Annotated in this window: 15 protein-coding genes and 1 pseudogene; 9 read left to right on the top strand and 7 right to left on the bottom strand. The window is 46.6% G+C overall.

The annotated features are described in order from the left end of the window. Nucleotides 1-3: 3 nt before the first annotated feature. Nucleotides 4-1,188, top strand: coding sequence for an MFS transporter (locus HP567_RS27010; RefSeq protein WP_173609991.1), 1,185 nt, complete (start codon nt 4-6; stop codon nt 1,186-1,188). A gap of 716 nt (nt 1,189-1,904) precedes the next feature. Here HP567_RS27010 and HP567_RS27005 read toward each other — a convergent pair. From HP567_RS27005 to sppA, 6 genes and pseudogenes are all read right to left on the bottom strand, one after another. After that, entirely contained in the window at nt 1,905-2,201 is a 297-nt protein-coding gene (locus HP567_RS27005) for a hypothetical protein (protein WP_229088163.1), read from the bottom strand. A gap of 15 nt (nt 2,202-2,216) precedes the next feature. Then, a complete protein-coding gene (locus tag HP567_RS27000; protein ID WP_229088162.1) occupies nt 2,217-2,417 on the bottom strand; it encodes a hypothetical protein in 201 nt (66 codons plus the stop codon). Nucleotides 2,418-2,550: 133 nt separating this feature from the next. Continuing rightward, a pseudogene (locus HP567_RS26995) lies at nt 2,551-2,784 on the bottom strand (DUF4280 domain-containing protein); the annotation flags it as partial. A 272-nt stretch (nt 2,785-3,056) separates the two neighbouring features. Further along, nucleotides 3,057-4,067: a CAP-associated domain-containing protein gene (locus HP567_RS26990; RefSeq protein WP_229088161.1), complete on the bottom strand. Its 1,011-nt coding sequence runs from the start codon at nt 4,065-4,067 to the stop codon at nt 3,057-3,059. 118 nt (nt 4,068-4,185) lie between these two features. Further along, nucleotides 4,186-4,677: an RDD family protein gene (locus HP567_RS26985; protein WP_173609993.1), complete on the bottom strand. Its 492-nt coding sequence runs from the start codon at nt 4,675-4,677 to the stop codon at nt 4,186-4,188. A 28-nt stretch (nt 4,678-4,705) separates the two neighbouring features. Then, entirely contained in the window at nt 4,706-5,671 is a 966-nt protein-coding gene (gene sppA, locus HP567_RS26980) for a signal peptide peptidase SppA (RefSeq protein WP_173609994.1), read from the bottom strand. 206 nt (nt 5,672-5,877) lie between these two features. Here sppA and HP567_RS26975 point away from each other — a divergent pair, with 206 nt between their 5' ends. Next, nucleotides 5,878-6,606, top strand: coding sequence for an amino acid ABC transporter ATP-binding protein (locus HP567_RS26975; protein WP_217367100.1), 729 nt, complete (start codon nt 5,878-5,880; stop codon nt 6,604-6,606). Between the two features lie 59 nt (nt 6,607-6,665). Here HP567_RS26975 and HP567_RS26970 read toward each other — a convergent pair whose 3' ends face one another. Further along, the gene (locus tag HP567_RS26970) at nt 6,666-7,367 is read right to left on the bottom strand and encodes a polysaccharide deacetylase family protein (RefSeq protein ID WP_106785280.1); all 702 of its coding nucleotides are present in this window, start codon (nt 7,365-7,367) and stop codon (nt 6,666-6,668) included. Between the two features lie 141 nt (nt 7,368-7,508). On the opposite strand from HP567_RS26970, the gene HP567_RS26965 reads away from it, so the two are divergent. The 7 genes from HP567_RS26965 (at nt 7,509) to gcvH (ending at nt 12,023) form a co-directional block, all read left to right on the top strand. Continuing rightward, on the top strand, nt 7,509-8,321 hold the full coding sequence (locus HP567_RS26965; protein ID WP_173609995.1) for a DUF2797 domain-containing protein: 813 nt from the start codon (nt 7,509-7,511) through the stop codon (nt 8,319-8,321). Between the two features lie 46 nt (nt 8,322-8,367). Further along, nucleotides 8,368-8,559 carry a hypothetical protein gene (locus HP567_RS26960; RefSeq protein WP_173609996.1) on the top strand — a complete coding sequence of 64 codons (192 nt, stop codon included), beginning with the start codon at nt 8,368-8,370 and terminating at the stop codon, nt 8,557-8,559. An 81-nt stretch (nt 8,560-8,640) separates the two neighbouring features. Beyond that, entirely contained in the window at nt 8,641-9,486 is an 846-nt protein-coding gene (locus HP567_RS26955) for a hypothetical protein (RefSeq protein WP_173609997.1), read from the top strand. Nucleotides 9,487-9,544: 58 nt separating this feature from the next. Beyond that, nucleotides 9,545-9,910: an arsenate reductase family protein gene (locus HP567_RS26950; RefSeq protein ID WP_041749627.1), complete on the top strand. Its 366-nt coding sequence runs from the start codon at nt 9,545-9,547 to the stop codon at nt 9,908-9,910. Further along, nucleotides 9,907-11,097, top strand: coding sequence for an aminotransferase class I/II-fold pyridoxal phosphate-dependent enzyme (locus tag HP567_RS26945; RefSeq protein ID WP_173609998.1), 1,191 nt, complete (start codon nt 9,907-9,909; stop codon nt 11,095-11,097). Before HP567_RS26950 ends, HP567_RS26945 begins: the two co-directional genes overlap by 4 nt. Before the next feature lie 33 nt (nt 11,098-11,130). Further along, complete coding sequence (locus HP567_RS26940) at nt 11,131-11,583, top strand: redoxin domain-containing protein (RefSeq protein ID WP_173609999.1); 453 nt, start codon at nt 11,131-11,133, stop codon at nt 11,581-11,583. 59 nt (nt 11,584-11,642) lie between these two features. Then, a complete protein-coding gene (gcvH, locus tag HP567_RS26935; protein WP_047073101.1) occupies nt 11,643-12,023 on the top strand; it encodes a glycine cleavage system protein GcvH in 381 nt (126 codons plus the stop codon). Nucleotides 12,024-12,072: the final 49 nt, after the last annotated feature.

The following is a 12,072-nucleotide window of genomic DNA, read 5'->3' as shown; positions in this document are numbered from 1 at the left end:
ACCATGTCACAGTCACGTTACACCTTTTGGGTGTTGATTTTGGTTGTCGGTATTGCGGGGGTGAGCCAAGGCTTGACGATCCCGATGCTGACGGTTTTATTGGAAAAACAAGGTGTTTCATCCGTGATGAACGGACTCAACGCCGCTGCCTTGTATATTGGGATGGTCATGGTCAATCCATTTTTGGAAATCCCACTGCGGCGCATTGGATACCGGGCCACGATATTATGGGGATTGCTGTTAGTGACAATCGCAACAGCGCTCATCCCGCTGTTCAGTCATTTGGCGGTCTGGTTCGTATTGCGTTTACTGATGGGTGTGGGCGATAGTGGTTTACATTACGCCAGCCAAATGTGGGTGACCAAGATCGCAGCTCCGGAGAATCGTGGACGTGATCTTTCCATTTACGGGTTGGCATATGGCGTGGGCTTTAGTGTTGGTCCACTAGGCTTAAGCGTGCTGCATTTGGGGATTTGGGTACCTTTTGGCGGCTTGCTTGTTCTGTATCTGATTGCCTTCTTATTATTATCCCGGATCAAAAATGAATTCCCGGCACAGATCGAACAAACGGAAAAGAAGCAAAACAAATATGCGTTTGTCTTGCGACTTGCCTGGCTGGCGCTGATTCCTTCGTTTTTGTACGGATTCATGGAGACGTCACTCAACGGCAGTTTTCCTGTTTACGCGTTGCGTACCGGCTTGTCCGTTGAATGGGTTTCCTTGATCCTTCCGTCGTTTGTCGTGGGAAGCATTATCTTGCAGATGCCATTGGGGGCATTGAGTGACCGTGTAGGACGCAAGCAGGTCATGCTCGTGTGTGCGCTTGTAGGAGGATTGGCCTTCTTCCTGTTCCCGTTTGCAGGTGAAAACGTATGGCTGATGATGCTGTTGTTGGCCATAGCAGGAGCGGCTGTCGGTTCCTTTTACTCGCTGGGATTGGCTTTTTCGGCAGATATTTTACCAGCATCGATGGTTCCTACCGCAGGAATCATCGCGGGCGTCAATTTTGGTGTCGCCAGTATTTTGGCTCCGAATGTGAATGGCTTGCTGATGGACGTGTGGGAGCCGTGGACGATCTTTTGGCTGATGGGATCGCTGCTCATTGTTTTCGCGGCAGCTTGCCTGTTTTTCAAGCAAAAAGCAACCCAGGAACAGGCGTATTCAATGCCGTTGCAAAAACAGGGGTAAGAACCATGAGGGATAAGCTTCGCCAAGTTTTTGGCGAGGCTTTTATTTTTTGCCCAAAAAAGCATAAACGGGCACCAAGGAGGGAAGCGTATGAATAGTAAGTAGAACAGCATGATTGGAAGGGGTTACCCGATGCTGACACCTTGCATTTTCAGAAGAGGCATTGCCTGGATTTTATTTTTCGTGCTTAGTCTGGTAATCATCCCGTTTTTCTCAGATGACGATCAGGCTCCGAAACCGTCTGCACCTGCTACTACAAATGCAACTTCGCAGCCATAGCAACTGACAAAGAGGCTACAAAAAAAGACCGGTTGATCTGAGAAAGGTACAGTCACTCACAAAAGATGAGGAGACTGTACCTTTTTTCCTTTAGAAAAAATGCGATTGTGCTTATTTGATATCTTTTCCAAGACTCCTATAGATTTGAAGGGCATGCAGGTGACAAAGCGAGAAGAATAAGGAAGTATTTCTGAAATTTTGAGAGGTTAAATCGACATATGTACATATTTACGAATTTTCACATACACCTATGATCTCTTTAGGTATTGACTCAAAAACCAATACTTCTGGTTTTAGGTAAGGTTTTTTTTAACAAGTACTCTTCTAGTGTCATCATACTATTCCAATACAAATTGATCCAATGCTCAAGAGATTCACCAGTATCAAAATCCAACGCCTCTTCAAAGGTGAATTTATTATCTTCATAGAAAGATTGGTCATATATATTTAATATTCCCATCAAAAACTAAAATTTTTTCAGTAAAGACAGGAAAGTAAAACGATTTCGGCTTGTGAGGCTCTAAGTTTACTCCTATAGCTGTCTGAAAGTTCACCCAGATAGGTGCATTAAGAGGTTTTAACTTATCAGCTATCTGTGACTTAATCTCCCCACCATTTCCATACCAGTTATTAGATTTTGTTGAATAGTTTATCCCTCGACTCATAATTTCTTCGATTGAAACATGATGATCATGATCTTCAGGCAATATTGCATGATATAGAAACATAGTCATTTGTGTACCTGCTTTCTATTCTTTATTTCTAGGAACATGCGGAAAGTGGGAACTGTTTTTCGGATTATCTAAATTTTCGAAGACCCTGTGACTTCCTGTCGGTGTGTCAGTTGTGCTTATATTCCCGTCAAATTCCTTATAATATATCGTTATTTTATTTGGATTTGGATTATTAGGATTGGGCCAATTTGTATAAGCTTTATCTGGATTGGTCATGGTTTCCCTTCTCAATTCTTTTACATCAACATCCTGACCATACTGGGATCTATTCTTTGTGGAAGGTTTACTAGGATCGTACATATGTTTTTTCGCATGCTCATTTACAAAATTATTTGGATCGCTCCCAAGCGACTACGGGATTTTTCAAGCTACTGCATTTACCAAAAGGCATGATGTTTACATTGGGGACAAAATCCATGATGTTCATTTGGGGCTTCCCTTTTACAAAAACACCATGACTGAATGGCATTTTTAACCGACTTACCTTACTGCCGTTGCTACATGATAGAATGGCACCAACAACCACGTAACTCTTTCGTTCCGCATTCGACTTCTGGACGGTGACATCTTCAATATTGGGCATGCAGTCTCCTCCTCTCAGGCAGATTCCTATACAGATGGAAGATGCTTGTGTTGAAAGATGATGACTGATATCCAATCTATATAAATAAAGGGAATAATGCCCATATATTGAGATATCGGATGTGTAGTGGTGACAAACAATAGATAGAAAGTCTCGAATGTACCGTACATCTATAGGTGCTTGGATAGAAATATTAGATGGAACAGAGAAAAGACGACCCTATTCCCCAAAATTTGAGGACAGGGTCGTCTTTTGTATCAGTTACCCAAAACTTAGCGAGTAACAAAATTTTGCGTGAAATACGGGCGGCCGTCTTTCATAACGATACCGACACCGAGCTGCTTGAATTTTGGAGAGAGCAAGTTTTGACGATGACCTGCGGAGTTCATCCAGCTTATGTGGGCTTCGACCCCGTCTAGCTGTCCGTAGGCAATATTTTCACCAGCTGAGCTGTAACGAATGCCGGCTTTCTTCAAACGATCAAACGGACTACCCGTAGATGGGGAGGTATGGTTGAAAAAGTTATGCTGGGCCATGTCTTGGCTGTGGGCTCTGGCCACTGCTGCAACTTGTTCATCCCAAGTGACAACCGACAGCTTGGCACGTTGCCTTGCGACGTTGAGCAAGTCCAAATTTTGTTTCTCGTATGCAAGCGCTGCTTGCTTTATTTGTACGTCTGCCAGTTTCGGCAGTTCAGGTAACTTTGTATAGGAAATGGGATACATCAAGCCAATCGCAATGGTGGCAAAATGCTCAGGAGTAGAGATGCGCACTCCTGCGACCTTATTTCCACCCAGCTGATCGATAGAGAAGGTGATCGCCTGATTGTTTTGGATATAGGTCGGGTGAGCAAGGGTATTTTTTTGGATACGCAGACTCGGGATGATCGTCAGCGTTTCTTGCGGTGCACCCCAGCTATTTTGTAGGTCTTTAGTAGTAGATCCAATCGTGACACCATTCAGATTCAGCTTGGCGCCATTGGTAAACAATGTTACGACTTTGCCGTTTTGCATGCCGACTTGAATGTAGTTGTTCAAATCCTGATTGTAAATCCACCATTCCACACCCGTATGACTAGGATCAATGCGAGCAGGCTTGCCTAATGTTTGTTCTACCTGCGCTGTGCTCATTCCTAGTTGAAGGTTATAGACATTATTCGTTTTAACGGCTGTTGCTTGAGGGGCAGCCGTTGCAGCTGAAACAGGAAGGACAGGGGCAACGTGGCCGAGCAGAGCCAGCGAAAGGCTCATGGCGAGGATGCTGGTTACTTTGTGTTTACGCATGTATCTTCCTCCTCGGTTGGGATAGAATCTGCCTTGTTGGTAATGGTATCGGCAGGAAGCTTCTACAAAAATAGGGACCAAGGAAGCAAAAATAAAAACCCCCGCAATGGAGCGGAGGTTATGGTCGACGATCCCGGATGACATACGTTTTGGCGATCAGATCATGCCAGCCTTGCTTACGTGGGTGCCATGCAACCCATAGATAGCCCAGTCCGAATACGAGCGAAGCGAGGAATTTGCCGATGACTTCTCGTAATAATACTTGTCCGCCTGTCAGATTGCCTCGCGTCTGCTTGGCACTGATGACACGGATGCCTGTGATCAGCTTTCCCAAGGTTTGTCCGGTCCACCAGGTCAGCATGATCATATAGAGGAGATCAAACAAAATCTCCAACAAATCTATGAACGGAAAAGAGGCGTAAGGAACCGCAAAAACACGACGCAACGGATTGAAAATGAGGTAGCTAACCCCAATCAAGAACATCGAATCAAGGAGCGAGGCCACCACACGAATCCAGAAGCCAGCATACAAATGTTGTGGATGGGCTTCTGAATATGGCTCAAAGGAATCAGGCTCACGTGCTTTTTCTTCGTCGGGAAGCTGGTTCATGATAACCACTCCTTTCCGTAATAACAGGCTAAGGCATGAATTGATACAGGAGGCGAGGGGAGCTTTGGCGGTCCCATATTCGATTGAGACCAAGCGGATCAGGATTCGACCAGTACTGCTTCATACTGAATAACAGCTTGCTGATGGAGAGCTGGTCTGCATAGCGGATGACCATGGCTTCTTTTTCTCCAGACAAAGAAAGCGCGTAGCGTGTCGCTTCCTCCAAGTCACCGAATTCATCGATGAGTCCCAGGCGTTTTGCTTGCTCACCGGAATAAACGCGGCCGTCAGCGATTTCCAGTACGCGTTGACGGGAGAGGTTGCGGCCCTTGACGATGACGTCGACGAAATTGTTGTAGCTTTCGTTGACGAGTGTTTGGAAAATTTGCCGTTCTGGGTCCGTCAGCGGCCGGGATGGACTGCCGATGTCTTTGAAGCGTCCGCTTTTGATTGCGTATTGATGCACACCAAGCTTGTTCGCGGCTTCACTATAGTTAAACAGATTGAAAATCACGCCGAGACTGCCGGTCAGTGTGTTGGGATTGGCAAAAATCGCATCGCCTGTCGTGGCCAAGTAATAGCCGCCAGAGGCTGCCGTGGAACCCATGCTGACGACGATGGGAAGATTGCGGACCTGCTTGAGCCGCAACAAGCGTCTGTGTAATTCATCGGTAGCGACGACTTCTCCACCTGGACTATCAATGCGAAGGACCACGCCTTTCACCAGATCATCCTCTTCAATTCGGCGCAGCTGTTCAGTTAATAGCTCTGTCATCGAAGGTACCCCAGCACTATTCTGTTGCCCCGAAATAACGCCGTTCACAAACAGCTGCACAATTTTGCTGTTGCCATAGCCCGATACCACATTTTCTTCCCAAGCGAACCCCGGATGGTCGACGAGATCTGTATAAGTCCCGTAAATCCCTTCCACCAAAAGACCTAATAGAAAAACGGCCAGTACAATTACAAGAGCGATCCATTTTTTTCGATGCATGAAAACCACCTCACACTTAGAATGAGCCGCCGGGAGCATAGTTACGCATGCGACAAGCACTGGAAAAAATGGGATGGAGCTAATCGTACATAAGGCTGGCTTCCAACAACTGAACAGTAAATTCATGCAATTTTTAGACTATTGCGGTAAAATAGAGAGCAAGAATCACAATCAAGCTTGTTTTATCGCAATAGGGGGACAGACAAATGATTATACAGGTGTCGAATTTGACGAAGAACTACGGCGATCTGAAAGTATTAAAGGGCATTACGACTCAGGTAGCAGAAAAGGAAGTAGTCTGTGTCATTGGACCGTCAGGCTCGGGCAAAAGCACGTTTCTACGTTGCTTGAATCAGTTGGAGGACATGAGCAACGGAAAGATTGTCATCAACGGCCATGATTTGTCAGACCCCAAAACCGATATCAATAAAGTGAGAGAAGAGGTCGGGATGGTTTTTCAGCGCTTTAATCTCTTTCCGCATAAAACGGTGCTGGAAAACGTCATGCTGGCCCCTGTAAAAGTAAAGAAGATGTCTCAGGAAGAAGCCCGCAAGCAAGGGTTGGCTCTTTTGCAGAAGGTAGGGCTTCAGGACAAGGCCGATGTGTATCCCGAGCGGCTTTCTGGGGGGCAGATGCAACGAGTGGCAATCGCAAGGGCGCTCGCCATGAATCCAAAGGTGATGCTGTTTGATGAGCCGACATCCGCCCTGGACCCAGAACTGGTGGGAGAGGTGCTTGCCGTCATCAAAAATTTAGCCAAAGAAGGCATGACAATGGTGATTGTGACGCACGAAATGAATTTTGCCAAGGAAGTGGGCGACCGAATCATTTTTATGGATCAAGGTATCATCATGGCAGAAGGTCATCCCAGTGAGGTATTTGGCAATAACGTCAACGATCGCTTGCGTTCGTTCTTGGGCAAGGTATTGGCGTAAAAAAGAAGGGCACCAGTTGCTTCGTTTCGTATCATGAAAAACGAGGCACTGGTGCCGTATTATTTTGCAGCATCCAACAATTGACTAACCGTGACAAATCGATAGCCCTGCGAACGCAAATCCGTGATGAGCTCCCGGAGTGCAGCGACTGTTTGCCGTTGGTTTAAGCCCCCATCATGGAACAGGATGATATCGCCGGAGGAGACATTACTCTTGACGCTTTTGGCAATGACGTTAGCCGTGCGTGCCAAAGACCAATCACGAGGATCAATCGACCAGTGAATGATGTCGTAGCCACTGGATTGAACCGCATTCATGACGTCATGTGTCAGGATGCCGTAGGGAGGACGGTAGTATTGCGCCAAAATGCCGGTCGTCTTCAAAATGGAGCGTTCTGCATGCTTGATTTCTTCGTACACTTCATGCTCGGTCAGCTTGTTCAGATCAAAATGGTGGTAGCCGTGGTTGCCGATTTCATGCCCAGCCTTGTAAATCCACTGCATGACCTTTGGATGCTTGTCCACTTGGGAGCCAAGGACAAAAAACGTAGCGCGAACGTTGTACTGATGCAGCACCTCAAGAATTTTGGGCGTATAGATAGCATCTGGCCCATCATCAAAAGTGAGAGCGACGACCTTTTTCTCTGTGTCGATTCTGTGGATCGGCTCATATGAAGGCAGTGTTTGCTGGGCAAAAGCAGGTAGGGTGCCGTAGCCAAGAAGGCAGGCGAGTAGCAAGGCGTACCGTATGCATTTGCGCATGAACAATCGCCTCCTTCTTCTGGGATGTGATTAGGTTCACCTCCTGCCAGGGAAAACATGCTACCAAAAGAAAACAGCGGTCAGAGTAGGTGGCGATTATGTTAAAATGGAAGAACCGTACATAGGAGAGGAGAGAGTTTGGTGGAACTCCGCGGTATTTTGCAAGGACTAACACACGAGTACCATGGAGGGGACAAGCCGGTAGACTACTATTTGAATATCGGTGACGATCGCCTTCCGCTTAACGAATGGCTGGGCAGTGAATTGACGATTTCGTTTTTAGGCGAAAAAAACTGCATTGCCTGTGGCCGCAAAACAAACAAGACGTTTAACAGCGGGTATTGCTATCCCTGTTTTACCAAACTGCCGGAAAATGACCTGTGCATCGTCAAGCCGCATGAATGTCATTTTGACTTGGGGACTTGCCGGGACGAGAGCTTTGGCGAGAGATATTGCATGATTCCTCATTTTGTCTATCTGGCAGTGTCGAGTGATATAAAGGTAGGATTGACTCGCAAGCATAATGAATTGAGACGCTGGGTAGATCAAGGCGCAATTCGCGCGATTCCGATTGCGGAGGTTCCGACTCGTCGAATGGCTGGGGAGCTTGAATTTCACTTGAGTCAGTTTTTGCCGGACAAGACCAACTGGCGCAAAATGCTCAAGGGAGATGTGAAGGAAATCGACTTGCTCGCCATGCGGGACGAAGTGTACGGTCATTTTCCTGAACAGTTTAAAGCATTCCAATATCGCGAAGACGAATGGGTAGACATTGCTTATCCGATCTTGGAGTCACTGGATAAAATTAATTCCAAAACGCTCGATAAAGAAGAACAGCTCGGCGGACGATTGATCGGTGTGAAAGCACAGTATTTGATTTTTGAAAATGGAGTATTTCAGGTGAGAAAGCACGCTGGATACCAAGTCGAGATTAAAGCTAAAACGTCTGCATAATGACCTGCAAACTCCTCACACTAGGACAAGTGAAGGAGGATGGCAGATGGATGAGAACATTGAGTACACCATGCCTTTAACCGGGACACTGGCTGAGGCTGTGGAAGACCAGAATGCCAAGCAACTAGGGGTGCCCTTCTCGCCGCTTTCGCAAATGTGGCAGGTAAATCCGGATGCTCGGACGAATGAAGAAGAGACTGTGAAAAGCAGGCACAATGAAAGCAACTTGCCGCAATAGCAGCACGTATGAACGACAGCCAGAAGACAGTCATGGCTGTCTTTTTTGTTTAGCACGGTGAATACGTGAGGAGGCAGAGGTATGCAAGTCTGGTTGCATTCTTTTTGGGTAGCGATGGTGCTAATCGGTTGCATGTGGGGGATGTACGAAATCGGGGCAAAGCAGATTGGTAATATGAATACGAAAAAAGCAGCACTTGAAACGCCGGTTACTTCCACACAAGCGAGTCAGAAGTTGGTGGACCGTGACGCTGTTGTTGAAGCGTTTGATTGGACAGACGACAAGGGTGTAGGCCTCGAGTATAACGAAGCTGAGCTGTTACAAATGCAAAAAGATCCGGACAACCATAACTACAAAAAAATTCTCCGCCGTTTTGTGCAGAGTGAGTTGAAAACGGAAATCGAGAGCTTTCAAACGATAGGCAGTCAATTAAATCCCAGAAGAATTCTTGTAGCGACGACAGACGGCATGCTGTACGAGGTGACGATGAAAAAAAGGAGTAATCATCGGCAAATGTGGACGGTAGAAGGGTACAACATGACGGCTGGATATAGAACGGATGTGGAGCAAGAGCAAGACCTGCCGGAAGATATGTATCCAACCTATCGTGTGATGGAGCTAGCCGAAGCAGATTTGCAAATCCAAGCGTGGGCGAAGCAGCTTATTCAAAACAGTCAGGGTCATACATTTAACACCGCTCTAAACGGCAAAACCTATCTCTTGATCAAAACATCGCAGAGTGAAACAGATTCGGTGGAGATTGAGAGAATTAGAATCTGGGTGGAAGAAATGCTCGTCTATTATCAAACATATGAATTTGGAGAAGGGGCAGATCGTTCCATACTTAATAACTACTTGCTGATTGAAGTACCGGAAACTGCAGAATCTGGTGTGACGTTTTACAATACGGTAACCGTTGTCCGCTAGGTCTACTTCTTTTACAATGAAAGAAACGACGACATAAACCAAAAGTGAGGAAATACATATGACGATGAAAGCTTACCTATACAACAAGTGTGATACATGCCGCAAAGCAAAAAAATGGCTCACGGATCAAAATATTGGCTTCGAAGAAATTCCGATTGTCGATGCACCGCCGTCCAAAGAAGAGCTGCGCCAAATTTGGCAGACAAGTGGCCTCGATTTGCGCAAGTTTTTCAATGTGAGTGGTGTCCAATACCGCGAGCTGGGCTTGAAGGACAAGCTGCCTACGATGTCCGAGGATGAAATGCTTGAGTTGTTGGCTTCCAATGGCAAGCTGATCAAACGGCCTCTTATCGCAAGTGATCGTACCGTAACTCTTGGTTTTAAAGAAGAAGAACTGGAGAAGGCTTGGGGAGGGAAGGCATGATGCGCCAACCATCCAAGAGACTGAACCATCTTTCCGCCGATATTTTTTCAGAGATGGAGGCTCGCAAAAGGGAAGTTGCCAAAACAAAAACGGTATACGACTTGAGCATCGGCAGTCCTGATCAGCAGCCTGACGAGAAGCTTCTGCAAACGTTAATCCATGCCATCCAGCAACCAAGCGCTTTTCGCTACCCATTGAGCGATGGAACGGCGGCCTTCCGAGAAGAGGTCGCCCGCTGGTATCAATATCGTTTTGGAGTGGAGCTGGCGCCAGATGGGGAGGTTCATTCCTTGATGGGGTCACAGGATGGTTTGGCTCACTTTGCTTTGGCATGGACCGATCCTGGAGATATCGTACTTGTACCCGATCCTGGGTATCCGATCTACGAAGGCAGTGTTTATTTGGCGGGAGCGGTACCTTACCGGATGCCTCTGCGGGCAGAAAATGAATTTTTGCCAAAGCTGACAGACATTCCAGAGGAGATTGCGTCTCGTGCAACGTTTATGATTCTGAACTATCCGAATAATCCGGTTTCCGCGGTCGCTACCCTTGCCTTTTTTGAAGAGGTTGTGGCTTTTGCCAAGCGTTTTGACATTATCGTGGTTCATGATTTGGCCTATTCGGAAATGGTGTTTGACGGCTATCAAGCGCCGAGCTTTTTGCAAGTGCCAGGGGCGAAGGAAGTGGGAATTGAATTTAATTCGTTCTCCAAGAGCTTCAACATGGCAGGCTGCCGGATCGCTTACGTTGTAGGGAACGCAGACATCATTAAGCCGCTTGCGATTGTAAAATCGAATATCGATTACGGCGTCTTTTTGCCTGTGCAGCAAATGGCCATTGAGGCTTTGCGAAATGATCGGGAATCGGGTAGGACAAATACAGTCGCCTCCGTTTACCAGGAACGACGTGATGTGCTGCTGGGGGCATTGGCAAAGGCGGGATGGAGCATTCCATCTCCAAAGGCGACTATGTTCGTCTGGGCAGCTGTACCGGACGGCTGGACGTCACGAGAGTTTGCCTTCGCATTACTGGAGAAAGCCGGTGTCGTGGTCGTTCCGGGAAGTGCCTTCGGCGAAGAAGGAGAAGGGTATGTACGAATTGCTCTCGTCCAACCTCCTGATATTCTGTTAGAGGCGGTGGCTGCCATCGATCAATCTGGGATTCTCCGCATGAACACAAGTGTGTAACAGTTGAAGTCAAAAAAGAGGGGATGAGCTTTCATGCGTTTGCGCGAAGAAATGCCTGACTTTTCCGGGATTACGGAGTGGATCAACGGGCAAACAACCAAAGCTGATTTGGCTGGAAGTCCTGTTTTGGTGCATATCTGGTCCGTCAGTTGTTACATGTGCAAGGAATCGATGCCAAGCATAAATGAATGGCGAGACCAATACGCTGCTAACGGTTTGAAGGTCATAGGAATTCATACGCCTCATTCGGAAAAAGATACTGATATCGAGCTGATCAAAAAAGCGATTGCAGAACAACATTTGACACACCCTATTGCAATCGATAATGATAGAAAGACAGTCGATGCATTCCAGAATGAATACGTCCCCGCTTTTTATTTGTTTGACGAGGCTCTTCAGTTACGTCATTTTCAGGCAGGAGAGAAGGGTCTCCAACTGGTAAAAAAACGCTTGTTCAGAATTTTGGGGATCGAAGAGGAATCCTAGAATGTTCGTCTAATTATGTATGTGTAATGGATTGTACCCGATAGGAGGATATGTAAACGATGGAATTCCCGAAAAATCTACGTTACAGTGAAGAGCATGAGTGGGTGCGAGTAGAAGGAAACAAGGCGTACATCGGAATCACTTCTTTTGCTCAATCAGAGCTGGGTGACATCGTGTTTGTCGAATTGCCTGAAGTAGGCGCGACAATCCAACAGGATGAGCCGTTTGGCAGCGTGGAATCGGTAAAAACCGTTTCTGAACTGTACGCTCCTGTAACTGGTAAAGTAGTAGAAGTAAATGGCGAACTGGAAGATGCACCTGAACTGGTTAACTCTTCGCCATACGAGCAAGCATGGATGATCGTCGTCGAATTGTCTGATACAGCTGAGCTGGACAAGCTGATGGATGCAGACAAATACGAAGCGATGGTAAAAGAATAGGAAACAAAAAAGCCGGGGCTTTTGTGCTCCGGCTTTTCTTATTTTTATG

Origin of the sequence: Brevibacillus sp. M2.1A, assembly GCF_013284355.2 — a bacterium.
In the GTDB taxonomy this organism is placed as follows: Bacteria; Bacillota; Bacilli; order Brevibacillales; family Brevibacillaceae; genus Brevibacillus.
This window is presented reverse-complemented; position numbering and strand designations above follow the sequence as displayed.

Bases quoted from the DNA above. Each gene is read 5' to 3' on its own strand.
- HP567_RS27010 (WP_173609991.1), top strand. From the start codon at position 4: ATGTCACAGTCACGTTACACCTTTTGGGTGTTGATTTTGGTTGTCGGT.
- HP567_RS27005 (WP_229088163.1), bottom strand. From the start codon at position 2,201: ATGACTATGTTTCTATATCATGCAATATTGCCTGAAGATCATGATCAT.
- HP567_RS27000 (WP_229088162.1), bottom strand. From the start codon at position 2,417: ATGACCAATCCAGATAAAGCTTATACAAATTGGCCCAATCCTAATAAT.
- HP567_RS26990 (WP_229088161.1), bottom strand. From the start codon at position 4,067: ATGCGTAAACACAAAGTAACCAGCATCCTCGCCATGAGCCTTTCGCTG.
- HP567_RS26985 (WP_173609993.1), bottom strand. From the start codon at position 4,677: ATGAACCAGCTTCCCGACGAAGAAAAAGCACGTGAGCCTGATTCCTTT.
- sppA (WP_173609994.1), bottom strand. From the start codon at position 5,671: ATGCATCGAAAAAAATGGATCGCTCTTGTAATTGTACTGGCCGTTTTT.
- HP567_RS26975 (WP_217367100.1), top strand. From the start codon at position 5,878: ATGATTATACAGGTGTCGAATTTGACGAAGAACTACGGCGATCTGAAA.
- HP567_RS26970 (WP_106785280.1), bottom strand. From the start codon at position 7,367: ATGCGCAAATGCATACGGTACGCCTTGCTACTCGCCTGCCTTCTTGGC.
- HP567_RS26960 (WP_173609996.1), top strand. From the start codon at position 8,368: ATGGATGAGAACATTGAGTACACCATGCCTTTAACCGGGACACTGGCT.
- HP567_RS26955 (WP_173609997.1), top strand. From the start codon at position 8,641: ATGCAAGTCTGGTTGCATTCTTTTTGGGTAGCGATGGTGCTAATCGGT.
- HP567_RS26950 (WP_041749627.1), top strand. From the start codon at position 9,545: ATGACGATGAAAGCTTACCTATACAACAAGTGTGATACATGCCGCAAA.
- HP567_RS26945 (WP_173609998.1), top strand. From the start codon at position 9,907: ATGATGCGCCAACCATCCAAGAGACTGAACCATCTTTCCGCCGATATT.
- HP567_RS26940 (WP_173609999.1), top strand. From the start codon at position 11,131: ATGCGTTTGCGCGAAGAAATGCCTGACTTTTCCGGGATTACGGAGTGG.
- gcvH (WP_047073101.1), top strand. From the start codon at position 11,643: ATGGAATTCCCGAAAAATCTACGTTACAGTGAAGAGCATGAGTGGGTG.